At 70.6% G+C, this 26,838-nt stretch carries 22 protein-coding genes and 1 tRNA gene; 11 read left to right on the top strand and 12 right to left on the bottom strand.

Annotation, left to right across the window (positions count from 1 at the left end; genetic code table 11):
• Nucleotides 1-134 precede the first annotated feature (134 nt).
• The 3 genes from OV208_RS32580 to OV208_RS32570 all read left to right on the top strand — a co-directional run bounded on the left by OV208_RS32580 (nt 135) and on the right by OV208_RS32570 (nt 3,947).
• Nucleotides 135-1,415: a myxosortase-dependent phytase-like phosphatase gene (locus OV208_RS32580; RefSeq protein ID WP_267577821.1), complete on the top strand. Its 1,281-nt coding sequence runs from the start codon at nt 135-137 to the stop codon at nt 1,413-1,415.
• Nucleotides 1,416-1,473: 58 nt separating this feature from the next.
• Nucleotides 1,474-3,270 (top strand): bifunctional metallophosphatase/5'-nucleotidase, encoded by a 1,797-nt coding sequence (locus OV208_RS32575; RefSeq protein WP_267577820.1) that lies wholly within the window; start codon nt 1,474-1,476, stop codon nt 3,268-3,270.
• Nucleotides 3,271-3,500: 230 nt separating this feature from the next.
• Nucleotides 3,501-3,947 carry a hypothetical protein gene (locus OV208_RS32570; RefSeq protein ID WP_267577819.1) on the top strand — a complete coding sequence of 149 codons (447 nt, stop codon included), beginning with the start codon at nt 3,501-3,503 and terminating at the stop codon, nt 3,945-3,947.
• Nucleotides 3,948-4,293: 346 nt separating this feature from the next.
• Here OV208_RS32570 and OV208_RS32565 read toward each other — a convergent pair whose 3' ends face one another.
• The 4 genes from OV208_RS32565 to OV208_RS32550 all read right to left on the bottom strand — a co-directional run bounded on the left by OV208_RS32565 (nt 4,294) and on the right by OV208_RS32550 (nt 9,869).
• Nucleotides 4,294-7,074 carry an Hsp70 family protein gene (locus tag OV208_RS32565; protein ID WP_267577818.1) on the bottom strand — a complete coding sequence of 927 codons (2,781 nt, stop codon included), beginning with the start codon at nt 7,072-7,074 and terminating at the stop codon, nt 4,294-4,296.
• Between the two features lie 25 nt (nt 7,075-7,099).
• Nucleotides 7,100-8,962 (bottom strand): Hsp70 family protein, encoded by a 1,863-nt coding sequence (locus OV208_RS32560; RefSeq protein ID WP_267577817.1) that lies wholly within the window; start codon nt 8,960-8,962, stop codon nt 7,100-7,102.
• Nucleotides 8,963-9,060: 98 nt separating this feature from the next.
• A complete protein-coding gene (locus tag OV208_RS32555; RefSeq protein WP_267577816.1) occupies nt 9,061-9,687 on the bottom strand; it encodes a DUF2760 domain-containing protein in 627 nt (208 codons plus the stop codon).
• Between the two features lie 106 nt (nt 9,688-9,793).
• Nucleotides 9,794-9,869 (bottom strand) — tRNA-Ala (locus tag OV208_RS32550).
• Nucleotides 9,870-10,071: 202 nt separating this feature from the next.
• On the opposite strand from OV208_RS32550, the gene OV208_RS32545 reads away from it, so the two are divergent.
• From OV208_RS32545 to OV208_RS32525, 5 genes are all read left to right on the top strand, one after another.
• Nucleotides 10,072-12,420 carry a tetratricopeptide repeat protein gene (locus OV208_RS32545; protein WP_267577815.1) on the top strand — a complete coding sequence of 783 codons (2,349 nt, stop codon included), beginning with the start codon at nt 10,072-10,074 and terminating at the stop codon, nt 12,418-12,420.
• Between the two features lie 226 nt (nt 12,421-12,646).
• Complete coding sequence (gene cyoE / locus OV208_RS32540) at nt 12,647-13,531, top strand: heme o synthase (protein ID WP_267577814.1); 885 nt, start codon at nt 12,647-12,649, stop codon at nt 13,529-13,531.
• 40 nt (nt 13,532-13,571) lie between these two features.
• Nucleotides 13,572-14,561: an ABC transporter ATP-binding protein gene (locus tag OV208_RS32535; RefSeq protein ID WP_267577813.1), complete on the top strand. Its 990-nt coding sequence runs from the start codon at nt 13,572-13,574 to the stop codon at nt 14,559-14,561.
• Nucleotides 14,558-15,448: an ABC transporter permease gene (locus OV208_RS32530; RefSeq protein WP_420715066.1), complete on the top strand. Its 891-nt coding sequence runs from the start codon at nt 14,558-14,560 to the stop codon at nt 15,446-15,448. The genes OV208_RS32535 and OV208_RS32530 overlap by 4 nt, the downstream gene beginning before the upstream one ends.
• A gap of 85 nt (nt 15,449-15,533) precedes the next feature.
• Nucleotides 15,534-16,373 (top strand): carboxypeptidase regulatory-like domain-containing protein, encoded by an 840-nt coding sequence (locus OV208_RS32525; protein WP_267577812.1) that lies wholly within the window; start codon nt 15,534-15,536, stop codon nt 16,371-16,373.
• Nucleotides 16,374-16,489: 116 nt separating this feature from the next.
• On the opposite strand, the gene OV208_RS32520 is transcribed toward OV208_RS32525, so the two are convergent.
• From OV208_RS32520 to OV208_RS32505, 4 genes are read right to left on the bottom strand one after another with little or no spacing between them, the layout of a single operon-like run.
• Nucleotides 16,490-17,896 (bottom strand): HAMP domain-containing sensor histidine kinase, encoded by a 1,407-nt coding sequence (locus tag OV208_RS32520; protein ID WP_267578054.1) that lies wholly within the window; start codon nt 17,894-17,896, stop codon nt 16,490-16,492.
• Nucleotides 17,896-18,576: a response regulator transcription factor gene (locus OV208_RS32515; protein ID WP_267577811.1), complete on the bottom strand. Its 681-nt coding sequence runs from the start codon at nt 18,574-18,576 to the stop codon at nt 17,896-17,898. Before OV208_RS32515 ends, OV208_RS32520 begins: the two co-directional genes overlap by 1 nt.
• Before the next feature lie 14 nt (nt 18,577-18,590).
• Nucleotides 18,591-18,809 (bottom strand): hypothetical protein, encoded by a 219-nt coding sequence (locus OV208_RS32510; protein WP_267577810.1) that lies wholly within the window; start codon nt 18,807-18,809, stop codon nt 18,591-18,593.
• 39 nt (nt 18,810-18,848) lie between these two features.
• A complete protein-coding gene (locus OV208_RS32505) occupies nt 18,849-19,400 on the bottom strand; it encodes a hypothetical protein (RefSeq protein ID WP_267577809.1) in 552 nt (183 codons plus the stop codon).
• A gap of 356 nt (nt 19,401-19,756) precedes the next feature.
• Between OV208_RS32505 and OV208_RS32500 the strand changes: the two genes are divergently transcribed.
• Both OV208_RS32500 and OV208_RS32495 read left to right on the top strand, forming a co-directional pair.
• Nucleotides 19,757-19,960: a cold-shock protein gene (locus OV208_RS32500; protein WP_267577808.1), complete on the top strand. Its 204-nt coding sequence runs from the start codon at nt 19,757-19,759 to the stop codon at nt 19,958-19,960.
• A gap of 190 nt (nt 19,961-20,150) precedes the next feature.
• Nucleotides 20,151-20,519 (top strand): cupin domain-containing protein, encoded by a 369-nt coding sequence (locus OV208_RS32495; protein ID WP_267577807.1) that lies wholly within the window; start codon nt 20,151-20,153, stop codon nt 20,517-20,519.
• Nucleotides 20,520-20,584: 65 nt separating this feature from the next.
• Here OV208_RS32495 and OV208_RS32490 read toward each other — a convergent pair whose 3' ends face one another.
• The 3 genes from OV208_RS32490 to OV208_RS32480 all read right to left on the bottom strand — a co-directional run bounded on the left by OV208_RS32490 (nt 20,585) and on the right by OV208_RS32480 (nt 24,210).
• Complete coding sequence (locus OV208_RS32490; protein WP_267577806.1) at nt 20,585-21,781, bottom strand: alpha/beta fold hydrolase; 1,197 nt, start codon at nt 21,779-21,781, stop codon at nt 20,585-20,587.
• Between the two features lie 2 nt (nt 21,782-21,783).
• Nucleotides 21,784-23,430 (bottom strand): hypothetical protein, encoded by a 1,647-nt coding sequence (locus OV208_RS32485; protein ID WP_267577805.1) that lies wholly within the window; start codon nt 23,428-23,430, stop codon nt 21,784-21,786.
• A 159-nt stretch (nt 23,431-23,589) separates the two neighbouring features.
• Nucleotides 23,590-24,210: a hypothetical protein gene (locus tag OV208_RS32480; protein WP_267577804.1), complete on the bottom strand. Its 621-nt coding sequence runs from the start codon at nt 24,208-24,210 to the stop codon at nt 23,590-23,592.
• A 632-nt stretch (nt 24,211-24,842) separates the two neighbouring features.
• Here OV208_RS32480 and OV208_RS32475 point away from each other — a divergent pair.
• Entirely contained in the window at nt 24,843-25,298 is a 456-nt protein-coding gene (locus OV208_RS32475; RefSeq protein WP_267577803.1) for a YciI family protein, read from the top strand.
• 137 nt (nt 25,299-25,435) lie between these two features.
• Here the strand turns inward: OV208_RS32475 and OV208_RS32470 are convergent, their stop codons facing one another.
• A complete protein-coding gene (locus OV208_RS32470; RefSeq protein ID WP_267577802.1) occupies nt 25,436-26,746 on the bottom strand; it encodes a M48 family metalloprotease in 1,311 nt (436 codons plus the stop codon).
• Nucleotides 26,747-26,838: the final 92 nt, after the last annotated feature.

The following is a 26,838-nucleotide window of genomic DNA, read 5'->3' as shown; positions in this document are numbered from 1 at the left end:
CCTTGTCTGTTCGCTGGGAGACCTGTTCGTTGTACCCGAGCCTTTCGCCGTCTGCCAACCGTTCCAGGGTTCCTGGAACTTGTACCGGCCCCTGCCCATGGCTAGGTAGGGAGCGACCTGCCCAGGAGCTGCCCATGCGACGTGCCTCCATTCCCGCCGTGACGGCCCTCTTCGTGAGTCTGGCCGCGGGGGCGCAGACGCCTCCGGTCGTGGTGCCCTACCAGTCCCAGACCCAGCCCGGGGCCCGCTCCGGGGGCGGCACTGTCGACGATGTGGCGTTGTGGGTGAATGCCTCCAACCCTGGAGCCAGCCGACTCCTCACGTCGGACCGGAACAACGGCCTCTTCGCCTACACGCTGGACGGCACGGAGGTGCAGGCCATCACGGAGGGCACGTCGGCGAGCGTGGACGTGGTGTACGGCTTCCCGGTGGGCGACGGCGTGACGCAGGCGCTGGTGCTCAGCGCGAACCCCACGCTGTCGGGCCTGGTGCCCTACGTGGTGGATTCCACGCCCGACGCGGGCGGGGGGCTGACCCGACTGGCGCCGACGGCGGCCACGCTGGATGTGGGCGTCTCCTACGGGACGGTGCGTCTGTCCCGGGGGGCGGATGGGACGTTCCAGGCCTTTGGAGGGCTCGCGGGCGGGGGCTTGCGGCAGCTTGAGCTGACCCCCACGGATGGTGGCATCACGGCCACGCTGGTGCGTGAAATCAACACTGGCTTCGTGACGGGCCTCGCGGTGGACCCGTCCCAGCGCGCCGTCTACGTGTCGCAGCAGGGGCAGGGCCTCTACCGCTACGGCGCGGACGCGGACGCCGGCATCGAGGGCCAGCAGGTGGCGCCCCTGGGCGACGCGGGCCTGACGTCGGTCGGCAGGCTGTCGCTGTACGAGGCCTCCGGCGTGGACGGCTACCTCGTGGTCTCGGATCCGAACGCGAACGCCTTCGTCGTCTTCGACCGGCGCACGCTGAGCCGGGTGGGTTCGTTCCAGGTGGTGCAGGACGGTGGCACCGACGGCGTGGAGCAGTCGCGTGGCGTGGTGGCGTACTCGGGCCGTTTGGGCGCGGGCTTCCCGGAGGGGCTCTTCGTCGCGCATGACGGCCAGAGCAGCAGCACGTTGAGCGACAACCTGAAGCTCGCCTCGTGGGGCAGCGTGGCCCGGGCGTTCACTCCGCCCCTGGCCATCGCGCAGCAGGTGGATGGCGGCACCGCGGGCGATGGCGGCACTGGCACCGGAGACGGTGGGACGACGCAGGATGGTGGCTCGATCATCATCCCGGGCCCCGGCAACCCGGGCGGGAGCGGCAACGACACGGACGACAGCGGCTGTAGCTGCTCCAGCACGTCGGTGCCCGCCGCCGCGATGCTGGGCCTGCTGGCGATGGCGCTGTGGGGCCGGCGCCGCCGAAGCTGAGCAGGGAAGCGCGAAGCAGGTTGAAAGCGCAGGGGGCGCGGGATGAAGTGCGCGCCCCATGCGCACCTTCCGTCTCACCGCCCTGGCGCTCGCGGCGCTCATCTCCGCCTGCCGGGGTGGGCCCCAGCCCGTCGCCGCCGTCACGCCCTCCGCTCCGCCCGCCGTCGTGGAGCCCGTGCGGCTCACGTTGGTGGGGACCAACGACTTCCACGGCTGGGTGATGCCCCACCGCGCCGCGCTGCCGGACGGGCAGAAGGTGGAGCAGGGGGGCGCGGCGCTCTTCGCGTCCTACGTGGCGCGGCTGCGCGAGGACAACCCCGGCGGCGTGCTGCTGGTGGACGGAGGCGACCTGTTCCAGGGCACGCTGGCGTCCAACCTGGGCGAGGGCGCCATCGTGGTCGACGTGTACAACCTGCTCGGGTACACGGCGGTCGCCGTCGGCAACCACGAGTTCGACTACGGGCCGGTGGGTCCGGGGCCCGTGGCCACGCGCCCGGACGAGGATCCGCTGGGCGCGCTCAAGGCTCGCGTCGCGCAGGCGACGTTCCCCTTCCTGTCCACCAACGTGCGCGAGAAGGACGGCTCGCACCCGGCCTGGCTGGGCAACGACGGCACCACGGTCGTCACGGTGAAGGGCGTGAAGGTGGGGCTGCTGGGCCTGTCCACGCTCCAGACGCCGGACACGACCAACCCCGCGAACGTGGTGGGCCTGAAGTTCGAATCGCTCGCCCAGTCCGCGCTGGAGGCCACCCGGACCTTGCGCGAGCAGGGCGCGGAGGTCGTCATCGCCGTCGCGCACGCGGGAGGCAAGTGCTCGGACCTGTCGAACCCGCGCGACAACTCCGGGTGCTCGCGGGACGACGGTGAAATCTACGCGGTGCTGGACACGCTGCCGCCGGGCTCCGTGGACGCGGTGGTGGCGGGCCACACGCATCAGACCATGGGTCACTTCTTCGGTGACGTGCCGGTCATCGAGACGACGGGCCTGGCCCGCTCGTTCGGCGTGGTGGAGCTCTACGTGGATCCGGTGAAGCGCCGCGTGCTGCCCGAGCGCACCCGCATCCAGGCCGCCCTCCCGGTATGCGGTGCCGTGGACGCCACGCTCAACACGTGTAATCCGCTACTCCTGCGCGACGCGAAGAGCGTGCGGATGGTGCCGGCCACCTTCATGGGCGCGCCGGTGACGCCGGATGCACGGGTGGAGGCGCTGGTGGCCCCGGCGGAGGAGCGCGTGGAGGTGGAGCAGCGCCGTCCGGTGGGGGTGGAGAGCAATGCCCGCATGCCCAAGGTGCACGAAGCCGAGAACGCGCTGGGAAACCTGATCGCGGACGCGATGCGCAAGGAGGCCCGCTCCGACGCGGCGGTGATGAACGCGGGCGGCATCCGCGCGGACCTTCCTCTGGGCCCGCTCACGTTCGGGAAGCTCTACGAGGTCCTGCCCTTCGACAACACGCTGGCGGTGTTGGATCTCACGGCGGAGGAGCTGCGCCGCTTCCTCGCGCTGGCCTACGGTGGCCGCATGGGCGTCTTCTCGGTGTCCGGGCTGGAGGTCACGCTTGCAGCCTGCATGGGGCCAGAGCGGTTCAAGGGCGTGACGCTGCCGGGAGGCGCGCCGCTGAAGGCGAAGGGAACCTACCGGGTCGCCGTGCCGGACTTCCTGTCGCACGGTGGAGACGGGGTGGGGCCGCTGACGTCCACGCTGCCACAGGGTCGGATCAGCCTGTTGCAGGGACAGGACCTGCGGGAGGTGCTGATCGCGTACGGCCGCGCGCAGGGAAATGCCCTGAAGCCACCGGCACTTGGACGCGTTCACGTGGTGAAGAGCGAGGCTCCCTGCGCCGACGCGAAGCCCTGAACGCCAGGGGCCCTGCGGTTGGAAATTTTCTACCTCCGCTGATCCGCTGGCACTGAACGGACGCGCAACCCAGCGAAAGATCAGCGAAAGGCGCCCGGGCCGAATTTTCGGCCTGGGATCAGTTTCCAACAGGCGGAAACCTCCCTACTCTAAGGTACGCGAGATCCCTTGCAGGCCGGGCCCTGAGCCAGCGTGTGCAAGCAGGAGTTCGTGCGTGGGAGGGACGAGAGATGCTCTACAAAGTGACCCCGATGATGGTCCCGGTGGTGCCCGAGAAGGACAAGGGCCGTGAGCCGGGGCAGCCGCGCAAGCGGCGCAAGTCCTCCGTCTACGACGCGGACGGCCACGAGGTGCTCATCTCGCTGATGTGTCTGAAGTGCAAGACGCTCAGGCCGCTGGCGCAGTTCGGGCTGCGGAAGATGGCGGACGGCGCCATCCGCAATCAGCCGTGGTGCCGGGGTTGCCGCTCGGGCGCGGGCACGAAGAAGCCCAAGAAGGGCGAGGCCCAGGCTACCACCACGGTCGTGGCGGCGGTCCCCGTGGAGGCGGTCCTCCAGGTCGTCGTCCCTGGCGTGCCGCTCGACGCGGCTCCGGTGGAGCCGACGCTGGTCGAGCTGACCCCGGCGGTCCAGGCCAAGGCCGACGACACCGACGTGACGGCCACCGCCCCGGTCTGAGCCTCGGGCCGTGGGATGTTCCGCCTGAAGTGGGGTGCGCGCTCAACGCTCGCGCCCCACACGGAATGGATCCGCCCGACAGGGTGGTTCCGGCGACCCACGAGCTGCCGACCCACCTGGTTGATCCGTCCCTGATCCACCCGGGGTACGCCTTTAGCGCCAGCCTTGCGACCCCGCTGGAGCGGATCCGCGCGGGTTTCCCAAGAGGGGTCACGCGGTGAGGCGGATGCCCGCGAACTTTCGATGCGACCTGGGACGTCGGCCCTCGTTCAGTCCTTGAGGGCGTCGTCCTCGTTGCAGCCAGCGCCCCGCGCCAAGGCGTCGGGGCATTTCGTACCCGCCCGGATCAGGACAACCGCAGGCCCGCCGGCAGGGTATCGCCGAGCGCCCGGGCCTCATCCGCGGCCTCCAACGCCACGACCTCGCGCACCATCCTCACCCAGGTATCGGACGCCTTCGCCGCGACGAGTGCCTGGGCCGTGCGCTCCCGCAGCTCCGGATCCAGGTCGCGCGTGCGATCGCCGGTGAGGCGCGCGAGCTGGGCGGCGGCGAAGGGCGCCCCGTCCACCTTGCGCAGGTCCAGCATGAGGAGCAGTTCCAGCCACGTCTCCGCGGTCTCCACGTCCACGACCTTGTGGCTGCTGCCATAGAGCGGCACGCGTGCGCCCAGCCGGCCCAGGGCCCACGCCCACGGGCCTCCGGAGCGGGACTCGACCCGAAGGCGCGAGGCGATCCACCGGCCGGCTTCCGTCTTGTCGCCCGGGGACAGGTGCTCCAGCGACGCCACGGTGCGGACCATCTCGTCCAGGCCCTCGGGCTGGATGCCCTTGATCTTCCCGGCCGGGACGGGCGCCTCCAGCGGGATGCGCCGGGCCAGGTGGGGCTGGAGATAGGTGAAGAGCTTCTGCTGCTGCGCTTCGGTGAGGCCGCCCGCGATGCGGCGCCACATCACCCAGAACTCCGTCCACACCGCCTTGTCCTGGTGGTGCTGCACCAGCGCGTCGAAAAGGCTGAAGGTCTGCTCCGCGCGCCAGCCGTCCAGCGGGTAGCCGAAGCCGGGGCGCAGGCAGAAGCCGGTGAGGCTGTAGAAGACGCGCTCGTGATCATCCGTGCGGCGGCGCTTGCTGGCCCCCGCGTACAGCGTGCTCCACAGCTCGCGCAGCACCGGCACGCGCCACGTGTCGCGCGGGCCCAGCACCTTCTCCAGCGTGCGGGACAGCTGCTTCACGTCCTTGGGCCCCAGCGGCAGCGGCTTGTTGCCGTAGACGCGCTCCACGTTGTCCTTCGCCTCGGCGAAGCGCGCGGGCATGGACTCCGTGACGGTCAGCTCGTGCGAGCCGCCAGTGCCGCGCAGCTCGAACTCCAGGCGCCAGCGCTCGTCCGCCACGTCGGACACGCAGAACAGCTCCAGCGTCCCAATCTCCGTGAGCGCCGCCTGCAGGTGCACCGGCACCTCCGCCACCTTGCCCGACGCGCCCTTGAGCAGCGTGTGGATGGGCGGCAGCGGCTTCAGGTCGTCCGCCAGGGGCACCAGGTCCCCCGGCTTGTCGATGCGGTCGCTCGTCGTGGAGTAGAGCGCGAACTGCACCGGACGGCCCAGGGTGAGCGTGAAGGGGCGCTCGCCCAGGTCCACCTTCTGGCCCTCCTCGAAGCCGCGCGGAATGAGGCAGAGCGTGGGCTGCTCCTCGCTCTCCGCGCCGCGCTGCAGGCCCACGTAGTACGCCCGCGCCGCGCCACCGCCGATGCGCAGGCCGTGCCCCCGGCGCACCAGCCCGTAGTATGCCGCGCCCCGGGCGACGGCCAGCTCCAGCGACTCATGCTTCAACAGCGGGATGCGCGGCGCCTGCGGCCACCACGCGGACAGCGCGTCCACCAGCCGCGCCGAAATCTGGGGCGAGTTGAACACGCCACCGTTGAGCAGGATGGCGTCGGGGCGGGGCAGGGCGCCCTCGGTCGCGGGCGTCTCTCCCAGCGCCGCGAAGCCCGCCGCCGCGTGCTGCGCGAGGAAGGCCGCCAGGTGCCGGGTGACGGCCGGATCCTGCACGTACGGAAGCCCCAGCTCCTGGAGCGCCATGCGCGCCGTGCGACGGGGACGTTCCTCCGGAGGCGACAGCGGGAAGAAGCCGTCCAGCACCAGCGCGTGCGCCTCCTCGCGCCCCAGCTCCGTGGACAGCGTGCCGCCCAGGAGCCGGCTGCCCTCGCTGATCAACGACAGGCCGTACTTCTCCGGAGGCTCGCGGCCGAGCAGCTCCTCCTTCGCGGTGCGAGCGGCCTGGATGGCCTGCGTCCACTGCGTCGCGGACAGGCGTCGGCCGTCCTTGGAGAGCTTCTCTTCCATGCGCCGGGCGAGCGCCGCGTCCATGTTGTCGCCGCCCAGCATCAGGTGGTCGCCCACCGCCAGCCGCCGCAGCATGGGCCCTTCCGGTGACACGCCCGCGTGCACCAGCGTGAAGTCGGTGGTGCCGCCGCCCACGTCCACCACCAGCACCAGCCGCACCTGGGACAGCGTCTGCTCCAGGCCGGAGCGGTGCCGCGCGGTGTAGTCGTAGAAGGCCGCCTGCGGCTCCTCCAACAGCGTGAACTTCTCCAGCCCGGCCTTGCGCGCCGCGCTCACGGTGAGGGCGCGCGCCGCCTCGTCGAACGAGGCCGGGACGGTGATGACCACCTCCTGCTTCGCGAGCGGTTCGTCCGGATGGGCGTGGTCCCACGCGCGGGCCATGTGCGTGAGCAGCAGGGCGGACGCGTCCACCGGGGACAGCTTCTGCACGTCCGCGGGTGCGCCCCACGGTAGGATGGGCGCGGAGCGGTCCACGCCCGGATGGCACAGCCAGCTCTTGGCGCTGGCGATGAGCCGGCCAGGAACGCGAGCCCCCTGCCAGCGGGCCAGCTCGCCCACCACCCACGGCCCGCCGTCGTCGCCCCAGGGCAGGCGCAGCGACTCCGGGGCCAGCTCATGGCCGCCGGGGACGTAGACGGTGGACGGCAGGAGTGCGCGCGGGGCCACCTCGCCCTGACGGACGAGCTGGGGCAGGGGGAAGTCCTCGACGGGCGCCCCCGCCCCCTTGCCTGGATCCACGGAAGCCACCGCGCAATGGGTGGTGCCCAGGTCGATGCCGACGATTCGCATACGCCTCCGGTGTACGGGGCCTCTTCTACTCCTTCATGCGCACGTTGAGTTCCAGCTTCCAGCGTCCGGGGCCATCCTTCTCCAGGCACCGCAGCTCCAACGTGCCCACCTCCGTCACCGCCGCCTGGAGGTTCACCGGCGTCAGGTCCCCGAAGGGCGTGGCCTGTCCGGGCAGGGTCGTCTCGACGGGGGCCACCTCTTCCAGCCCCCCGGACGCCAGCTCCGAGTCCACGTCGTCCAGGAGCACGCCCACCCGGTCATCGCGCCGCACCGACGACGCGAAGAAGCGGAAGCTCGTGGGCTCCCCGGTGACGAGGCCGAACTCCTGCGGCGGCACGTCCGCCTGCGTCCCTTCCTCCATGCCGAAGGGGGCCACGCACAGCGCCTTCACGGGCGGCTCCATGCCCGGCACCGCCGGCATCGCCGTCTCCACGCCCACGTAGTACGCGCGCGCCGTGCCACCGCGGATGCGCAGGCCATGCCCCTGGCGCACCCAGCCGTAGTACGCCGCGCCCCGCGCCACCGCGAGGTCCAGGTCCGCCCCCTCCAGCTCCTTGGCCGGGGGCGCGCCTTCCGCCGAAAGCCACGCGTTGAGGACCTCCATCACGCGGCCCTTGAGCGGTCCCGCCTTGAAGACGCCGCCGTTGAAGAGCACCGCGGTGGGGTGCAGGAAGCCCTTGCCCGCCACGTCCACCGGCGAATCCGTGCTGGCCGCGAGCGCCTGCGCCTGCCGGGTGAGGAACGCCGCCAGGTGCTTCGTCACCGCCGCGTCCTGCGCGTACGGCAGCGCCATCTGCGCCAGGCCCGTGCGCCGGGTGGTGCGGGGCAGGTCCGTGACGGGGGACACCGGGAAGAAGCCGTCCGTGAGGACGCGGTCCAGCTCCTCGCGCGTCAGCTCCGTGCGCAGCGTGCCGCCGATGAGCGACGAGCCCCGACCCGGGATGGCGATGGGAACGCGGTCCACGGACGGATCCGCGTACAGCGTCTCCTTCGCGTGACGGCACCCGTAGGTGAGGCCGTTGAACTGCCACGCGTCCAACTTGCGGCCCTCGGCGGCCATGCGCTGGTTGAGCGTGTGCGCCAGGGCGAGGTCCATGTTGTCGCCGCCCAGCAGGATGTGGTCGCCCACCGCCACGCGCAGCAGCTCCAGCTCGCCCGCGCGGTCCTTCACGGTGATGACGGAGAAGTCGGACGTACCGCCGCCCACGTCGACGACGAGGATGACCTCGCCGGGCTGCACCTGCCGGCGGAAGTTCTCCCCCATCGCCTCCAGCCACGCGTACAGCGCGGCCTGAGGCTCCTCCAACAGGGTGATGTGCGCGATGCCCGCCGCCTTCGCCGCCTCCAGCGTCAGGTCGCGCGCCGCCGCGTCGAAGGACGCGGGGACGGTGACGATGACCTCCTGCTCGGACAGGGCATTGCCGGACTCCTCCTGCGCGCGGGCGAAGGTGTGGTCCCACGCCTCCTTCAGGTGGCGCAGGTAGCGCGCGGAGGCATCCAGCGGGGACACGCGCTGGACCTCCTCCGGGGCCTGCCAGGGCAGGAGCGCCGCCCGCCGGTCCACGCCCGGGTGCGACAGCCAGCTCTTCGCGGAGGACACCAGCCGCGTGGGCACCTTGGCCCCGTGCGAGCGGGCGAAGTCGCCCACGATGACGCCCGGCTCCGGGTTCCACGGCAGCCCCAGGCTGCCTTCGGGGAACTCCTGCGCGCTGGGGAGGTACAGGAAGGAGGGCAGCAGCGGGCGCGCTTCCACGGTGCCGGGCGCGGTGACCTGCGGCACGGGCAGCATGGACTGCGAGGGGCCGCGCGGCTTGCCGTCCTCGAGGTTGAAGTAGGACACCGCGGAGTGCGTGGTGCCCAGGTCGATGCCGATTGCGTATCGGGCCATATCGGTCAGGAACCCCTCATGAGGGGTTCCTGAATCCTTTCACCTGGAAGGGAAGGGGACTTCACGTCAACAGCGCTGCCTTGCGGCCCGGAAGGGCGTCAGGCGAGTTCGACCTCCGCTGGGGCCAGCACCCGGGGCTCCATGGCCGGGCTCACGGACGGGAACTTCACCTCCGTGGTCACCCAGCCGTGGTGTCGGAGCGTGCCCCCATAGGGGGGCTGTCCCGCGACATTGCCCGTCAACCGGATGCGCTGGGCATCGAAACCGGCGGGGACCGTCACCTTGTCGCCTTCTCCCTGCGGCAACACCGGCTGGAGCGTCAGGTACTGGTGGACCACCTTGCGGCAGCCCTCATGGACGATGCGGGCCGCCGCGCCCACGTCCGCGTCCGGGAAGGCCGCCACGTTCTCCTGCACGAAGTCCAGGAAGCGACCCTCGCGCTGGAGCATGGCGAGCAGCGACAGGGCGCTGGCGTGCTCGCGCTCCGGCGCCAGGGGAGGGGGCGGGGCCACCGGGACAGGGGGGGCCTGGACGGCGGGCACCTTCGCGGGCGGCGGGGGGGCCACGTCTCCGGCCGGAAGCTCCTTGAGCTGACCGGCATCGTAGGCGCGGCTGGTCGGCAACACGGCCTGCGCGAACTCGCGGGACACGAGGCAGCGCCAGAAGCACAGCCAGGCGAGCCAGAAGCGGGCGAAGAACGACAGGGAGGCGGACGGGTCGGTCATCGGCCCCGGATAACAAAGCCCGACGCCTTTGCAATTCGGCAACGACCGGAAGTGCTTGAAATGCAAAGGGCCTCACGGTTTCCCGTGAGGCCCTCTGTTTTCTTCATGGTGGAGGCGGACGGGATCGAACCGACGACCTTCGCATTGCGAACGCGACGCTCTCCCAACTGAGCTACGCCCCCAAAATGGACCACGACTGCCTGCCCTGCGCCCCGGCGGTGTTGGGACCGGCGAGGTGATGGGGCTAGTACCGAAGCCTGACCTTGCTGTCAAGCAGCTCGTTTTCGCCAGCAACCCTGCGATTGACGTGCCGCGCAGCGGATGCCATAAAAACCGCCTTTCAGTACCGCATCCTTCCCGGACCCCCGGGCTTCCATCTGGTTCATGTCCACCTCTCCTTCAAAGACGTTGAGCCCCACCGAGCTCGCGAAGCTTGAGCATTCGTTCGCTTCCGATCCCTCGTCAGATGCGTACAAGCCCCTGGCGGAGGCGTACCTCGACCTGGGGCGCTTCATGGAGGCCATGGTCGTCTGCAAGAAGGGCGTGAAGGCCCATCCAACAGCGGCCGAGCCACGCCTCCTCCTGGCCCGTGTCTACGCGGCGCAGAACAAGGACAAGAAGGCCCTGGAAGAAGTCCAGGGGGCCCTCCAGGTCCAGCCCGAGGACAAGGCCGCCCTGCGCATGGCGGGTGTGCTGCAGATCAAGGGAGGCGAGTCGGAGACCGGCCGCGCCAACCTGCTCAAGGCCTACCAGGCGGATCCCGGCGACCCGGAGACCGTCACGCTCCTCCAGCAGTACAAGGTGGAGATTCCGCGTCCCGTGGCTCCCACGCCGGTGCTCGCGCCCGTGGCCACGCCGCCGCCCGCCGCCGTGGAGGCTCCCGCCGCCGCGACCGTTCCGGTGGCGAGCCCGCCTGTTTCCAGCATGCCCGTGGGCCGCGTCAGCACGCCCGGGCAGTCCCGCCCCGGCCCGTCCGGTGCCTCCCGTCCGGCGGAGGTCGGCACGCGTCCGCCCTCCCAGCGCCGCCCGCAGATCGTGGTGGAAGAGGTGGACGAGGACGAGGACGAGCCCTCGTCGCGTCGCAAGGCTCCGGCTGGCGGCAACCGCAGCAAGACGCTGTCGCTGGTGCTGCTGCTGCTCATCCCGTTGTTCGCGGGTGGCTACGGCTGGTACTCGGCGCAGGCGAAGAAGCGCGGCCGCGAGCTGAAGAAGAACCTGGACGTCGCCACCGAGCAGCTCAAGCACGACTCGTTCGTCAGCTACAAGAAGGCATGCGAGGCGGCGGACCTGGCGCTGGAGGTGGATCCGGATTCCACCGCCGCCCACGGCTACCTCGCGTACGCCTACGCCATCCGCTGGGGTGAGCACGGCGGCGGCGACGACGCCCGTCGGCAGGCCGAGGAGCACCTGGCGGCGGCCCAGAAGACCCAGGAGCTCTCCAGCCACCTCATCGCGGCGCAGGCCCTGGTGAAGACCTACAGCGGCAAGGGCAAGGAAGCCCTCACCGAGCTGGATGCGCAGGTCAAGGACCTCAACGACAAGAACAAGGCGTCCTCGCTCCTGTACCTCACGCTGGGCCTCATCCAGATGAACGCCGGAGACCTGGAGCGCTCGCGCGACAGCCTGGAGCGCGCGCAGACGCTGGCTCCGGATGATCCGCGCGTCTACGCGAGCCTGGGCGCCGTGTACCGCCGGCTGGGCCAGGACAACACCGCCTGGAAGAACTACGACTTCGCGCTGCGCTACGAGAAGGACCACCCGGAGTCGCTGCTGGGCCGGTCGCTGCTGATGCTGGATCAGGACGAGCCCAACTACGAGCTGGTCAACCAGATGATCAAGAAGCTGCTGGAGGTGGATCCGCCTCCCAGCCCGCGTCAGCTCGCCGCCGCGCAGCTCGCTCGCTCGCTGCTCATCGCCCGCGTGTCGCTGGCCATGCCTGGCCTCAAGCCGGACGTGCAGCAGAAGCTGTCCGAGGCGACGGGCGTGCCGGTGGATGCGGCGAAGGCGAAGGCGGAGGTGCTCAAGGCGGAGGAGACCGGCTTCGCGCTCGACAAGCAGAACCCGGAGCTGAACCTCATCAAGGGCCGACGCCTGTTCGCCGAGGGCAACTTCGACGCGGCCGCGGAGGAGATCCGCAAGGCCATCAAGGTGGACTCCAGCCGCGCCCAATTCCACGTGGAGCTGGCCAAGGCCCTCATGGGCAAGCCGGGCGGCGAGAAGGAAGCCTCCGAGGCGCTGACGACGGCGCTCAAGACGATGGGCGACAGCCCCAAGCTGGTGGTGATGCTGGGCAACGCCTACCGCCGCCAGAACAAGCTGGACGACGCGCTCACGCAGTACCTGCGCGCGGTGAAGGACCCGAAGGCGAAGAACCCCGAGGCCCGCCTCGCCATGGGCACCATCTACCGGGAGCGCTCGGAGTGGGACAAGGCGAAGGAGCAACTGGAGAAGGCCAGCCAGGAGTTCTTCGGTCAGCCGGACCGCGTCGCCATGACGCTCACCGAGCTGGGCCGCGTCTACCAGGGCCAGGGCAACGCGGCCAAGGCGGACGAGTCCTACCAGCGCGCGCTCAGCTCCGACGAGGGCTACTCGCCGGTGTACTACTTCTACGCCTCGCTGCTCGCCAAGGACCCCAAGCAGACGGCCAAGGTCCGCACGCTGGCGCAGGAGTACGTGAAGCGCGAGCCCAAGGGCGAGTACCTCACCGACGCGCAGAAACTCGCGGGCAATTGACTGGGCATGTAACGCGCGCCCGGTAGCGCCCCCAGCTGTCCCTGAGCGCCGCGAATCCCGAAGAGGGGTTCGCGGCGCTTCATTTTTGACGGAGGGCGACAGGCAGGCTGATGTGCCAGGGTGGCTCCGCCTTGCCACCCCCGCCGGGTGACGGTATGGGAGGGGCCACCCACGTCCCCTCGGCCGGAAGCGAACACGCGGTCCGGGGCCACCTGTTGGAGTCTGCGTGAGCGCGCGTGCCCTGTCCCAGTCGACCACCGCGTCCGACCTGCTCTCCCTCACCAAGCCGAGCCTGTCGTCCCTGGTGCTCATCACGGCGGCGGGCGGCATGTTCCTGGCGCCGGGACCGCTGGGCCCGGTGCGCTCGCTGGTGACGCTGCTGGCGACCGCGGGCACGGTGGGCGCGGCGAACGCGTTCAACTGCTACATGGAGCGCCACAGCGACCAGTTCATGGCGCGCACGCGCAACCGGCCGCTGCCCGCCGGGCGCATGGATCCGTCCACGGCGCTGTGGTTCGGCCTGTCGCTGGCGGCGGTGTCGTTGCCGGCGCTGGTGCTGGGCGCGAACCTGCTCACGGGTGTGCTGGGGCTCGTCGCGCTGTTGAGCTACGTGCTGGCCTACACGCCGCTCAAGGCCCGCACGTCCGCGGCGATGCTGGTGGGCGCCGTTCCGGGCGCGCTGCCTCCGCTGATGGGCTGGACGGCGGTGACGGGCACGGTGGACGCGGGCGGCTTCGCGCTGTTCGCCATCATGTTCCTCTGGCAGATGCCGCACTTCATCGCCATCGCGCTGTACCGCAAGGAGGAGTACGCGGCGGCGGGCCTCAAGTCGGTGCCCATCGAGCGGGGCGACGAGTCCAGCCGCGCGCAGGTGGTGCTGTACCTGGTGGCGCTGGTGCCGATGACGCTGCTCCCCTTCCAGTTGCACATCGCCGGCACGTGGTACCTGGCGGCGGCGGTGGTGCTGGGGCTGAGCTTCCTTGGAATGGGAGCGTGGGGCTTCTTCAAGCACCTGGGGAAGCCCTGGGCGCGCCAGACGTTCTTGTTCTCGCTCGTGTATCTCACCGGTCTGTTCGCCGCGATGACGCTGGACCGCGTCCCCCGCGGCTAGCGGGCCCGCGCGGCGTCCGTGTCGCGCGAGGACGCCCTTCATGCCCGACACCTCGGTTGCCACTCCGCCCCCTCCGCTCCTGCGCATCGAGGGGCTCACGCGTCGCTTCGGCGGGCGCACCGCCGTGGATGGCCTGTCGCTGTCCGTGCAGCCGGGTGAAATCCTGGGCCTGCTGGGGCCCAACGGCGCCGGCAAGTCCACCACCTTCCAACTGCTCGCGGGCCTGCTCGCGCCGGACGCGGGGCAGGTGCACTTCGCCGGCCGCGTGCTGGCGCTGAGCGACCCCGCGCTGCGCCGGCGGATGGGCGTCATCTTCCAGAAGGGCAGCCTGGATGACCTGCTGACCGCCCGGGAGAACCTGCTGCTGGGGGCCAGGCTGTACGGCCTCACCGGCGCGGACGCGAAGGCGCGCGTGGAGACGATGCTGTCGCTCATCGGCCTGTTGGAGCGGGGCGACGAGCGGGTGGGCACCTGGTCGGGCGGCATGCGCCGGAGGCTGGAGCTGGCGCGGGCGCTGGTGCACCAGCCGCGCGTGGTGCTGATGGACGAACCCACGCAGGGGCTGGACGAAGCGGCCTTCCGCACGTTCTGGACGCACCTCAAGCGGCTGCGCGACGCGCAGGGCGTCACGGTGCTGCTCACCACGCACCGCGCGGACGAGGCGGAAGGGTGCGACCGGCTGGCGGTGCTGGATGCCGGGAAGCTGGTGGCGTGTGACACGCCCCGGGCGCTGGCCTCGCGCATGGGCGGCGACATCCTCACGCTGGAAGGGCCGGAGCCGGAAGCGCTCGCCGCGCAGGTGACCCAGAAGCTGGGGCTGGAGGCGAAGGTGGTGGAGGGGCGCGTGCAGGTGGAGGCCGCGCAAGGACATGCGCTGGTGCCGCGACTGGTGGAGGCCTTCCCTCCGGGGCGGTTCGCCTCCGTGTCGCTGCGCCGGCCCACGCTGGCGGACGTGTTCCTCCAGCTCACCGGGAAGGCGTTGGGGGCGGATGCTCCCGCGCCCGTGCCCGCGCCGAGGAAACGCCGATGAGCGCCGACATCCCCGTGCCTGTTCCCTCGCCGATGGACGTTCCGGAGCAGGCCCCGGAGGCCTCGCCCGTGGCACCGGCCTCGCGCCGTGAGCCGGGCACGCTCGCGTTGCAGTGGGCCACGGTGCGGGTGCTGCTCGTGCGCGACGTGGTGCGCTTCTTCCGTCAGCCCAGCCGCGTGGTTGGCGCGCTGGCGCAGCCCATCCTGTTCTGGTTCGTCATCGGTTCGGGGTTCGCGGGCTCGTTCCGCGTGGAGGGCGCGCAGGGGCTGGGCTACCAGCAGTTCTTCTTCCCGGGCGTCGTCACGATGGTGGTGCTCTTCAGCGCCATCTTCGCGACCATCACCGTCATCGAGGACCGCAAGGAGGGCTTCCTCCAGGCGGTGCTGGCGGGGCCGGGGTCGCGGCTGGCGGTGGTGCTGGGCAAGGCGCTGGGGTCGTCCACCATCGCGCTGATGCAGGCGTCCCTGTTCCTGCTGTTCGCGCCGCTGGCGGGCGTGGACGTGCGGGCGGTGGACTACCCGCTGCTCGCGGCGGTGATGGTGTTGTCGGCGCTGGCGCTCACCGGGATGGGGATGGCGCTGGCGTGGTGGGTGCGCTCCAGCGCGGGCTACCACGCGGTGATGAGCCTGGTGATGCTGCCCATGTGGGTGCTGTCCGGCGCGATGTTCCCGGTGAAGGGCGCGGGGCCGGTGCTGTCGTGGGTGATGCTGCTCAACCCGATGCGCTTCTCGGTGGAGGGCGTGCGCCGCGCGTTGTACGGGACGCAGGCGTCGCTGGCGGTGGGCTCGGCGGGCGGCGGTGGGGTGGGGTGGGAGGTGCCGGCGCTCCTGGCGTTCGCGGCGGTATTCGTGGGGCTGGCCGCGTTCAGCGTGAGCCGTCGCGAGTAGCCCGCTTCAGGGGTTGGACTTGCCCGGGGCCTTCCACTACGACGGCGGGCACCGCAACACGGATCCACTGCGAGGAGACTGCCTCATGAAGCTGCGTTCGCCTGGCTTGTCGATGGTCGCCGTCGTGGGGCTCTTGGCCCTGCCCGCGTGCAAGAAGGAAGAGGCGCCCGCGCCTGTCGCCGAGGCCCCCTCCCGCGCGACGCCTCCCACGCAGCAGCCGCTGCCCCCCGCGGCGGGCGCGGGCGCGGGAGAGGGCGCGGCGGTGGCCCCGGCCCCCGCGGGCAACGGCGTGGTGAAGGGGTCGGTGTCCTTCACGGGCACGGCGCCGGTGATGGCGGACCTGGCGCCCAGCGTGGATCCCGCGTGTGACGGCCGGCCGGAGAAGGAGCAGTCCGTGCTGGTGAAGGACGGCAAGCTCAAGAACGTGCTGGTGCGCGTGCGCGGCACGGTGGCGGGAGCGCCCGCGGCGCCGTCCACGCCCGTGGTGGTGGACCAGTCCAAGTGCACGTACGTGCCGCGCGTGCAGGGCGCGATGGCGGGCCAGCAGGTGGTGTTCAAGAACAGCGACGGCACGCTGCACAACGTGCGCGGCGTGGTGGGCACGAAGCCCGTGTTCAACGTGGCGCAGCCGCCGTCGGGCGCGCCGGTGCAGAAGCCCCTGCCGGCGGACGCGGAGGTGCTGCGCCTCAAGTGCGACGTGCACCCGTGGATGACGGCGTATGTGGTGAGCAACGCCAACCCGTACTTCGCCACCACCGGGGATGACGGCACCTTCACCCTGACGGGCCTTCCGGCGGGCACGTACACGGTGGAAGCGTGGCACGAGACGCTGGGCACGAAGACGGCGGAGGTCACCGTGAAGGACGGCGCCCCGGCGGATGCGTCGTTCACGTTCGCCGCGACGGACGCGCCCGCGAAGCCGTAACGCGGACGGCATGGAGGGAAGGGGACTGCTTGAAGTCCCTTCCCGTCCAGGGGCGCGCGGCCGGAAGGGGCTGGGCCGACGCGCCACGCCTCCCGCCGAGGACGCCCCGGCCTTCGCTACGCCTGCGCGGGCTCCGCCACCGGAGCGGGAGGCCCCGCCTTGCGGATCGTAAAGCCCACCCGCGCGCCCCCACCGGGCCGGTTCTCCGCGAACGCCTCGCCCCCGTGGGCCCGGGCAATCCGCTGCACCAGCGCGAGCCCCAGTCCCAGCGAGCCCGCCTCACGCGCCTCGCCACCCCGGTCCTTCCGGTAGAACGGCAGGAAGATGCGCGTCTCCTCGCCGGGCAGGAGTCCCGGGCCCCGGTCCTCCACCCAGAAGCACAGGTGTTCGGTGCCGTGGTCCTGGATCCGGAGTGCTTCCACCCCCGCCCCATGTCGGCGCGCGTTGTCGAGCAGGTTCACCAGCGCCCGTCCCAGCAGCGTCGCATCCGCCAGCAGCATCACGTCGTCCGTCTCCGGCTGCAGCAGCGTGGCGGACAGCCCCGAACGCTCCAGCGCCTGGGCCGCAAGCACGCCCGCCTCCAGCGCCTTGGGCGTGAGCTGGCCGAAGTCCAGACGCGAACTCGCGAGCAGTTCACCCACCAGTGCATCCAGCTCCACCACCTCGCGGTCCACCTGATCCAACGTGCGCGGGTTGCCGCCTCCGTCGCGCAAGAGCTCCGTCAGCACCCGCAGCCGCGCCAGCGGCGTGCGCAGCTCATGGGACACCGCGGCCAGCAGCTCGCGTTGATCCGCCATCTGCTTCTCGATGCGCGCGGCCATGTCGTTGAACGACTCGGCCAGCACGGCGAACTCGCCCGTGGCGTGGCGGTGGAGACTTGCCCGCGTCCCCATCTTGCCCGCGCCCAGCTCCTGCGTGGCCTTCACCAGCGTGTCCACCGGTCGCGCCAGTCGGTATGAAATGCCGCCCGCCGCCGTCCACAGCACCAGCACCGCGATGCCCAGCGGCAACACGCTCCGGATGGGATTCCGGTTTCGCATGCGCATGTAGCAGGACTGGACCGTCCCCAGCGGCATCCCGTCGCGTGTCACCGGGAGCGTGATGTCCGGCTCCGTGCACGGGGACCCTCCGCGTGCGACCACCGCGCCGGACATGTCCGTCAGCTCCACGTCCACCGCCAGGTCGCGGGAGATGTCCCGCACCAGCGCCGCGCGCTCGGCGGGCGTGTCCCAGACCTCCGCGAAGCGGTGGCCCACGAAGGAGCGCACGCGCTCCGTCTCCTGATGCCACGCAGTGCCGCCCACCAGGTGCATCACCCCGGACACCACCAGCACCGTCACCAGGATGGTGAGCCCGAACAGGACGAACAGCCGCCGACGCAGTCGCGCCTGCACGAAGGACCCCAGCCGTCCCAGGTGCCAGGGGGGCCGGTGGTGTTCGTGGCCCCTCCGGTGTCGGCCGAAGCCACGGACATGGGGCGGGATGCACGGGTCCTCGGGGGGCTCCCAGCGGTGCCAGCCCATCACGTGCCTTCCTTGGCGAAGACGTAGCCCACGCCGCGCACCGTCTTGATGAGGCGCGTGCCCACGTCTCCCAGCTTCTGGCGCAGGTGGGAGATGTGCACGTCCACCGTGCGCTCGCTCACCACCGTGTCACTGCGCCCCGCCTCGCCCAGGAGCGCGTCGCGGGGAATCACCCGGCCCGCTCGCCGCACCAGCGCGAGCAGCAGGTCGAACTCCAGGCCCGTCAGGTCCACCGCGCGCCCCTCCACCCGCACCTCGCGCCCGGACACGTCGATGGACACACCGCTCGACTCCAGTCGGTCCGCCACCGACGACGGCTGTGCCCGCCGCAACACCGCGCGCAGGCGGGCGAGCAGCTCCCGGGGACCGAAGGGCTTGGGCAGGTAGTCGTCCGCGCCCAACTCCAGCCCCACCACCCGGTCCGTCTCGTCCCCCTTGGCGGTGAGCATCAGCACGGGGATGCGGCTCTTGGCCCGGATTCGCTTGCACACCTCCAGCCCGTCCATGCCCGGCATCATCACGTCCAGGAGCACGGCGTCGAAGGCGTTCGCCTCCAGCGCCGCCAGCCCCCGTCCGCCGTCGGGCGCGTGGCTGACGGTGATGCCGTTCTGCCCGAGGTACTCCGCGAGCAGCTCGAACATCCGGGTGTCGTCATCGATGAGCAGGACGCGGGTGGGCATGGTCGGCGTGAATCCTAACGCGCTCCCGGTGCATCAGCGGCTTCCGACGACGCGGCCGGAGCCCGCTGGGCGTGCCAGTCCCAGTACGGCGGCGCTCCATTGCGGTAGGCGGGCCCGCCCCAGTTCCCGGAGTGGCAGGGGGCGCGGTGGTGGCGGGAGAGGCTCGCGAAGCCGGAGGCATAGCCTCCGATGGCACCCGCGGCGAGAAGGACGACGAGCAAGCGGTGTCTCATGGTGTGTCTCCAGAAAGGGGATGCGGAAGGAGGCGGGCTTCAGACCATCGAGGGGGGAGCGTCATCGTTGTGGGGACCGCCGCCCCAGCGTCCGCGACCCCGTCCGCCGCAGCCCCGGCCGTGCCAGCCCCGGCCCTCGCCCCGCCAGCCGTAGCCCCAGCCGTGCTCGATGATGTCCGCGAGCTCCCGGCGCTGACCGGGTTCCAGCGCTTCGTGCACCTGGGACAGGCCGTCCTTCACGGCGCTGCGCAGCGTCTCCAGCGCCACGTCGTGGCGGCTGAACAGCTCGCGCAGCATCGCGCCGTCGAAGTGCTCACTCCGGAGCGAACCCGCGACCGACGTGCGGCTGGGGCCCCACTGGTCCTTCACCTTGGCGAAGGCCTCGCGCGCGTCCTCCACCGCCTTCACGATGACCTTCTCCTGGCCGGGCGACGTCTCCAGCCGCTCGAACAGCCAGCGCAGCCGGGGCCGCGCGCTCCAGCGGCCCCCGTGGCCGTAGGCGTAGTGGCCGTGGCGGTGGCCGTGGCGTCCCCGGCGCAAGGTGACGAAGAGACCGGCGAGGCAGGCGGTACCGAAGATGAATCCGAACATGGGTGTGGCTCCTGGAAGCAGGCGGGGGCCGCTCAAGCGGTCCCGCGCCGTGTCTGACGGAGCACAAGGTAGAAAACGGGTGTGAAGCCCACGCCCGGGCACGGTGAAGAAGTATGAAGGCGGGGCCGGAACCCGTCGGGAATGTCCGGGGCGGGGTGGCCTGTTCAATCGCCGGGACTCACCTACATCCGGTTTGTCGGATGAAGGACGCCTGCTCACACGATTCCTTCCTCTGGAGTGGTGTTCGCGTGGGAAGCAGGTAGAGTACCCGGCGTGCCGCAGCGATGTGCGTTTCGGTACGGGTGGCTGGCGCGAGCCGGTCACAGCTCAAAGCAGAGAAAGAGAAGAGACTCACAATGGCACTCGGTACTGTGAAGTGGTTCAACGACGCGAAGGGTTTCGGCTTCATCGCGCAGGACAATGGCGAAGACGTTTTCTGCCATCACACCGCCATCAACATGGATGGCTTCCGCACTCTGGCCGAGGGCCAGAAGGTGGAGTTCGAAGTCACCAAGGGCCCCAAGGGCCTTCAGGCGCAGAACGTTCGCGCCGCGAGCTGAGCGAAACCCCGACTCTCCGCGACCGGTGAGTCACCGAAGCCCAGTCTCCCCAAGGGAGGCTGGGCTTTCGTCTTTCTGGACGAAGGGCAGGCAGGCGGCCTGCGCGACGCGCCCCGCCAATGCCCGGGGTCTTCCCTACCTTCTCTTCCAGGAGCGCGGCGCCTCACGCCGCCCCCAAGGAGAGGCGAACATGGGCGACACCAGCGTGAAGAAGGTCGAAAGCCGCCATTCCCCCAAGGGGGAGATGGGCCAGAAGTACCTGGCGTCCGGCGTCCGCGTGGCCATGCGGCTGTGGGAGGACGAACCGCCCGCCGAGGCCAAGCCCGCCAGCACCCGCGACTACGAGACCGTGGGCTACGTGCTCAAGGGCCGCGCGGAGCTGCACCTGGAGGGGCAGATCATCCTGCTCAACCCCGGCGACTCGTGGCTCGTACCGCGCGGCTCCAGCCACACGTACAAGGTCCTGGAGACCTTCTCCGCCGTGGAGGCGACCAGCCCTTCGTCCGCCGCGCACGGTCGGGACGAACACGAAGCCGCGAAGAAGCCCGCCAAGGCCTGAGCGGGCGCAGGAGGCGCGGGCACGCTCCTGGAGGAAGAGGGCCCAACCCTCCCGGAGCACCTGCCTTACGAAGCGTGAGGAAGCACGGTCGCGGGAGGCCCCTGTCGGTCCGGCGTCGCGGGAGGAACCGCGTCCACGGGACCGGGCACCTGCGGCGTGGACGGCGGCGTCTTCGGCGCGGCCTCTGGCTCCAGCTCCGACGGCGGCGGCGGAGCCACGGTGCCCGTCGACACCGGCACGCCGCGGAGGAACGCCTCCAGCGCGGTGTTGAACGGCTCCGGGCAGTCGAGCTGCACGGTATGGCCGCACCCCTCCAGGCCCACGAGCTTCGAGCCTGCGATGTGCGCGTGGCCGTACTCGAAGATGTCTCGCGGGAAGCCGCCGTGCATGAACGGGTTGGGGATCAGGCGGTCCGACTCACCGAAGAGGATGACGGTGGGGGCGGTGATGCGGTGGAGGTTGTCGCGCACGAAGTCGTCGTGGGCGAGCCCCGTCACCGAGCGCACGTTGGCATAGGCATACGCGTCGAACTCGGGCGACTTCGCCAGCCGCACGCGCTCCTCGATGAGCCACTCCAGCTCCGGCCGCCAGTTCTGGAAGTTGGCCTGCCGCACGCTGCCCCAGATGCCGTACTCCGGCGCGGATTTGATCAGCTCCGTGCTCATCACCCGCGTGAACCAGGCCTTCTCCTTCGGGGAGAACTTCTCGAAGCCCGCGGGCGACACCAGCACCAGCGCGGCGGGCTCGCTCGGGTAGCGGATGGCGTACGACAGCGCCGTCTGCCCGCCCATGGAGTGGCCGACGAGGATGGGGTGCTCGACGCCCAGTCCCTGCGTCAGCTCTCGCACGGCGTCCGCCATGGCCTCCATGGTGTACGGGAAGGAGCCCGGCTTGTCGGACTTGCCGTAGCCCGGAAGGTCCACCGCGATGACGTGGTAGCCGGCGCGGCTGAGCGTGTCGATCTGCGCCCGCCAGAACTTCAGGTAGCTGCCCAGCCCATGGATGAGGACCACCGTGCGCGCACCGGGCGCGGCGGGCATCTCCACGAAGGCCACTTCCGGCACGCGCGTCATGCCGTAGGTGGCGGCCGTCTTCGGCAGGGCCATGCGCTTCACCGGCCACGGCGTCTTCGCCCCGGCCGACGAGTAGTCCAGGTCCTGGAATGCCAGCGGCGGCGCGCTCGCATACGAGCGCACGCAGCCGGAGGAGGAAGCGAGCCCCGCCACGAGCAGCAGGGCCTTGAGGGCGCGGGAGGTGCTCATGGTCAGAACGCGTACCAGGTGAAGGTGGTGAAGGCAGCGAAGGGGTTGCCCTTCACCGTCGTGGAACCGTCGTAGAAGCTGCCGCGGAACAGGTAGCCGGCGTGCACGCCCACCGTCATCAGGTAGCGGAGGGTGTAGCGGACCTCCGCGTTCACCTCGGCGCCAATGAAGCGTCCCCGCCGCACGGCCGGATCCCAGCGCGGCGGCGAGGCCCCGGCGTTGGCCAGCCCCGTGGCCACCTTGAGGTTGAGCTTGTTGGGGACGATGTCCCACGCCGCGCTCGCGATGCCGGTGCGCAGGCCGTAGCCCTGGTTGGAGATGTCCGTCACCGCGCCCGTGTAGTTGTTCACGGTGCTGGTGAAGGGGAACAGCAGCATCATCTTGTGGTTGAACCACACCGAACCGGGCAGGCCGTACTGGTTGAGGGTGAAGGCGCCGGTGTAGCGGTCGTCATCGAGGTTGCTGTCGCCGGTGGTGAACATCCCCTCCAGCGTCACCAGGTCCGAAGGGCCACGGCCCCACTGGTAGAGCACCTCCAGGTTGGCGGACAGGCCGGAGATGTCGACCTTCTTGTTGAACGTGGTGTCCGCGCGGTCGCTCGTGTAGCTGCCGCCGTTGTACATGACGAAGCCGGAGGCCCCGAGGCGCCCGGCGCGGAAGTCGATGTTGTGGTGGAAGTTGGCGCCCAGCCAGAAGACGTTGCCGGTGGGCCGCTCGATGTTGAAACGGGGCGTGCCCACGAACGGACTGAGGCCGGAGGAGGACGGACCGCTCTTCACGATGCCCTCGAAGGCATACGCGTCGCCCTTGGTGTCGTCGCGCAGGTACCACGCGGACAGGCCCACGTTCGTCCCGGGCTGCACCGGATACGCGTAGTCCGCCGTGAGCAGGTAGATGAACTTCAGGCGAGGGTCATCCCGCGTCGCCTTGTCCGCCTGCGCGCTGCCCAGCGGCAGCAGGCTCAGCTTGGACAGGCCCTTGTAGTTGCTGAAGAGCGTCAGGCCGGTGGCGTCGCTGCCCAGGAACGCCAGCTTGTAGCCCGTGCGGATGATGTCGTTGAGCGGCGTGCGCGTCGGGTCGAAGATGGAGTCATAGACGGGCTGCGTGCCGATGAGCAGCGACAGCCGGCCCGGGTTGCGCGTGGGGTAGAGCGCGACGTTGATGTTCTTCGTCTGGATGTTGACCTGGTCGGCGTTGAAGCCGCCGCCCTCGTTCTGCTGCGAGGCATTGGCGGCGCGGCCCCAGAGGTAGTCCACCTCGAACTGGGCGCGGAAGGACGCCAGCCCGTCCACGAAGGAGGGGCTGTACTCCAGGACGGGAATCCATCGCTGCTCGACGTAGAACGCCGAGCGCCCCGGCTCCACCCGCACGGAGCTGCCGGACAGCGAACCGATGGGCCCCAGCGACACGCCCTTGAGGCCCGCGGGGTCGCCCACGCTGTTGGTCAGCGACAGGCGGGTGAAGAAGTAGTTGATGAGGATGAACTCGCGAGGCTTCGCATCCTCGTCACGGTCCTCCTCGTCGAACCAGTCGCCGTAATACAGCCCCGGCACCGTCGTGGTCTGCGCCGCCGCGGGCAGCGACAGCCCGACCAGGCTGAGCGCGAGCATCGCCGCACCCCAGCGCATCACCTTGCCTGCCTCACCCAACCACCCTCCCGACATACGCACCTCGACCCCTCGCGCGGGGGACACCCGGGCCCGGATGCGGGCCGTTCAGCTGGATTGCCGGAAAGAGGGCCAGGGGGCATTCCCACCCGGCCCATGGAAGGGCGGTGGGCGCGGCGTGCGCCCACCGTCACCGTGCGACTAGCCGCTGATCGCGTAGACCTGCACCGCGTTGCCGGTGAAGGGCTGGCCGGAAGCGCTGACGGTCTTGGCTCCCACCGCGCCGTCGGCGCAGTGCCAGCCCGTGGCCTTGGCCTCGAAGTACAGCTCCATGGAGAGCGTCTTCGTGTCCTCGGAGAACTTCGCGCGGCCTTCCTGCTTGAAGCTGCCGTAGTCGACGAGGACTTCGAAACAGCTTCCATCCGCCGCGATGTTGCTCAGGGTGACGGCCTTGGAGTCGAACACCAGCGCGTTCTGCGCAGTGGCGTGGTCACAGGTGCTGCCGGGCTGGCCGACACCGGCGGAGTTGAGGATGGTGCCGGGGACACTGCTCACGTGGAAGTTGTTGCCGCCCACGGCGATGGAGACCTTCTGGAAACACTGGCTGGCCGAGCCCCAGTTGATGTCCTCGTCCAGCGACAGCGGGTGGCTGGGGATGTTGTCCCCCTCCATCACGAGCGTCTTGCCCTCCAGGAACGCGAGGATGTTCGACTGGGTGTCCAGCTTGGGCTGGTTGTCCAGGGGCGGCTCCGTCGTGTCGTCCCCACAACCGGAGAGCCCCAGCGTGCACAGCATCATCGCGGACCAAAGCGTCTTCTTCATGTGAGTGCTCCTTTTCCCTTCCGGCGACAGCGCCGGGACGACGACACGACAAAGCTTCGGACTCAGCGCGAGGGCCTTCGTGTCTGGCTTCACCCGCACCCAGGCCGTCCAGCGGTAGGGCGCGGAGGCCCTGCGAGCCCGTCGCGGGTGGAAGGCATGGCGGGGCCGGATCCGTCGCCCCCATGACCCGGCGCATCCCCAGGAAGGCGCCAACGCACCGCCCATCTCCGCTGGCCTCGCGGAGCGACCGGGACCCACCCTTGGGAAGATGAAGGCCGATTCATGTTTCAGCTACCGGTAGCACCCGCCTGACAGCCTTGTCAAAAGACAGACGATGGCCTCGCGCGTCAAAGCGCAACATCAACGCAGAGCGTCAGCACGCTGCGCGTGAGGCGCGGTGGTGCGGCCGCCAGGAGGTCCAGCACTCCGCGCTGTCGCAGCCCGAGTGTCGTGATCTCGGGGGCGGGCTCACCTGCCCATGCCGTGGCTCGACTCGAACCACGGAAACGAGGGCTTCAGGGACAGCCGCATCGCCTTCGCCGACCCGGGCAGCGGCGTGGTGATGAGCGCCAGAGGGGTGGAGGTTGGAAAGTGGCGCGATGTCAGCCCTCCCTTCTAGGGTGGCCCGCACCTTGATTCTCACCACCTCGCTGTTGTTGCTCGCCCTTTCATCCACCCCTGCCGCGCCGAGCGCGCCGGCCACGAAGCCCGCGGCCCCGGCCGAGAAGAAGTTCGAGTTCGACAAGCACTACCTGGTCCTGCTCAAGCGCACGCCCAACGCCCCCAAGATGGAGCCTGCCGCCCTCCAGAAGCTGCAGGCCGAGCACCTGGCGCACCTCACGCGCATGGGGGAGAGCGGGAAGATGGTGCTCGCGGGCCCCTTCGACGAACAGGACGACGTGGGCATGCGCGGCGCGTGTATCTACCGCACGGCCACGAAGGAGGAGGCGCGGCAACTCGCCGAGCAGGACCCGATGGTGAAGGCGGGCCGGCTCCAGGTGGAGGTGCTCGCCTGGTACACCGAGAAGGGCTACCTCGCCTTCCCCAAGGCGCCGCCTGCGGACGCGCCGCAGCCCGCGCGGAAGTAGCCGCCCCCGGGCGCGACCGTGGGTGTAGCCGCGCCGAGCACCCACGTGCGTGAGCACTGCGCCTTGGAGCCAGACCGCGCAAGCAGGCGACAGGCTGCGGGGACGCGGAAAGTCGAGCGGCGCTGTGACTGCGGGGCTCAGTGCGAGCGACCGCGGCCCGCTCGCACTGGCAGGTCGGGCTTGAACTCCACCTCCGCCTCGTCCCGGTGCAGCAGCGGCGCGCTCTGCCACGAGCGCTCCATGTCGAACTCAAGTCCGCTGGGCTCGGGGGCCGAGTCCGGGCGCTCCGGCGAGGGGGCCAGGTCCGGGCGATCCGGTTGCGCAGGCGCAGCGTGCCTGTGCGGCTCAGCCTCCGGCGTCGCGTTGACGCCGAGCGCGAGCAGCCAGTGACGCGTGAGGCGCTCGTCGAGCGCGGCGGCGCCGAGCGCCTCGTAGGCCGGGCGCGCATCCGTGACGGGGCTGGAGGGCAGGCCCGTGAGCGCCGCGATGCGCAGCGCGGTCGGCGGATGGGTGAGGCCGCCCAGCTCCAGCGGGTCTCCCTCGATCTTCACCGCGAGCTGCCTGCGCATCGCCGGTGGAAGCGCGGCAGCGAGCGCCGCCGAGGTCTCGCACAGGCGTGGCGTCGGTACCGCGTGCGCCTGCCGCAGCACCTCGTCCAGGGCGAACTCGTACGCGGGCGCTCCATCCCGCACCGCGCGCAGCGCCGCGACCATGTGGTTCGCGCCCACCACCTGGGCGGAGATACGGTCTGCCTGGAATTCGCGCTCCCGCGACCACGGGAAGTACACGGCCGAGAGCACCTCGTGGGCCACCCAGCTTCCCCAGCGCGCGGGGTTCCAGGCGCCGAAGCGCAGTTGGGCGTCGAGGACCATCCGCATGCAGTGGTGCACCCAGCGTCCGATGCGCGGGTGGCCTGCGCGCGCGTGCCCGAGCTCGTGCGCGAGCGCCGCAGCGAGCTGATCCATCGACAGTTGCAGCAGCAGACCGAGTCCCACGTAGAGCACCCGCTCCGAGCGCTTGCCCGCGTGCACCACGGCGATGCCCAGCGCGGTGTCCGGGCTCAGCTCGAAAGCGTCCACGGGCGCGGTGCCCGTCGCCGTCGCCACCTGCTGCTGCAGTCGGTGCAGTGCGAGGAACTGTGCGGGCTTCAGCCGCACGGAGAGGGTGGGCAGGGGGCAGTCCACGAGCTGCCGCTCCTCCACCTCGCGCAGGGGAGAGAGCACGCAGCGGGCGAACACGCCCAGGTACTGCCACGCGGCGCCCATTCCCTTGAACCCTGCGAGCATCGCGCGGGCCGCCAGCACGGGCCGCATCGAGGCCACCGCCGCCGCCCCCAAGCCGAACAGCACGAGCGGCAGGAGCAGCGAGAGCGCCACCGAGGCGAGCGCGGTGAGCCCGAAGGTGAGGACGCCCAGGAGGGCGAGCAGGGGAAAGAGGATGCGACGCACGGACCCCGCATTCGTACCATCCGCTCGTCGCGGCCGACAAACCCACCCCCTTCGGGCCCCGAAGCGGAGCTGCCCCCGACCCGGCAGCGGCT

Source organism: Corallococcus sp. bb12-1 (assembly GCF_026626765.1).
Taxonomy (GTDB): domain Bacteria; phylum Myxococcota; class Myxococcia; order Myxococcales; family Myxococcaceae; genus Corallococcus; species Corallococcus terminator.
The sequence above is the reverse complement of the archived record's forward strand: the minus strand, read 5'-3'. Positions and strand labels throughout refer to the sequence as shown.

Excerpts from the sequence above, each read along its gene's own strand:
- OV208_RS32565 (WP_267577818.1), bottom strand. The coding sequence starts at position 7,074 with ATGCGAATCGTCGGCATCGACCTGGGCACCACCCATTGCGCGGTGGCT.
- OV208_RS32580 (WP_267577821.1), top strand. The coding sequence starts at position 135 with ATGCGACGTGCCTCCATTCCCGCCGTGACGGCCCTCTTCGTGAGTCTG.
- OV208_RS32545 (WP_267577815.1), top strand. The coding sequence starts at position 10,072 with ATGTCCACCTCTCCTTCAAAGACGTTGAGCCCCACCGAGCTCGCGAAG.
- OV208_RS32495 (WP_267577807.1), top strand. The coding sequence starts at position 20,151 with ATGGGCGACACCAGCGTGAAGAAGGTCGAAAGCCGCCATTCCCCCAAG.
- OV208_RS32530 (WP_420715066.1), top strand. The coding sequence starts at position 14,558 with ATGAGCGCCGACATCCCCGTGCCTGTTCCCTCGCCGATGGACGTTCCG.
- OV208_RS32570 (WP_267577819.1), top strand. The coding sequence starts at position 3,501 with ATGCTCTACAAAGTGACCCCGATGATGGTCCCGGTGGTGCCCGAGAAG.
- OV208_RS32515 (WP_267577811.1), bottom strand. The coding sequence starts at position 18,576 with ATGCCCACCCGCGTCCTGCTCATCGATGACGACACCCGGATGTTCGAG.
- OV208_RS32510 (WP_267577810.1), bottom strand. The coding sequence starts at position 18,809 with ATGAGACACCGCTTGCTCGTCGTCCTTCTCGCCGCGGGTGCCATCGGA.
- OV208_RS32490 (WP_267577806.1), bottom strand. The coding sequence starts at position 21,781 with ATGAGCACCTCCCGCGCCCTCAAGGCCCTGCTGCTCGTGGCGGGGCTC.
- OV208_RS32560 (WP_267577817.1), bottom strand. The coding sequence starts at position 8,962 with ATGGCCCGATACGCAATCGGCATCGACCTGGGCACCACGCACTCCGCG.
- OV208_RS32525 (WP_267577812.1), top strand. The coding sequence starts at position 15,534 with ATGAAGCTGCGTTCGCCTGGCTTGTCGATGGTCGCCGTCGTGGGGCTC.
- OV208_RS32480 (WP_267577804.1), bottom strand. The coding sequence starts at position 24,210 with ATGAAGAAGACGCTTTGGTCCGCGATGATGCTGTGCACGCTGGGGCTC.
- OV208_RS32575 (WP_267577820.1), top strand. The coding sequence starts at position 1,474 with ATGCGCACCTTCCGTCTCACCGCCCTGGCGCTCGCGGCGCTCATCTCC.
- OV208_RS32505 (WP_267577809.1), bottom strand. The coding sequence starts at position 19,400 with ATGTTCGGATTCATCTTCGGTACCGCCTGCCTCGCCGGTCTCTTCGTC.
- OV208_RS32555 (WP_267577816.1), bottom strand. The coding sequence starts at position 9,687 with ATGACCGACCCGTCCGCCTCCCTGTCGTTCTTCGCCCGCTTCTGGCTC.
- OV208_RS32520 (WP_267578054.1), bottom strand. The coding sequence starts at position 17,896 with ATGGGCTGGCACCGCTGGGAGCCCCCCGAGGACCCGTGCATCCCGCCC.
- OV208_RS32500 (WP_267577808.1), top strand. The coding sequence starts at position 19,757 with ATGGCACTCGGTACTGTGAAGTGGTTCAACGACGCGAAGGGTTTCGGC.
- OV208_RS32535 (WP_267577813.1), top strand. The coding sequence starts at position 13,572 with ATGCCCGACACCTCGGTTGCCACTCCGCCCCCTCCGCTCCTGCGCATC.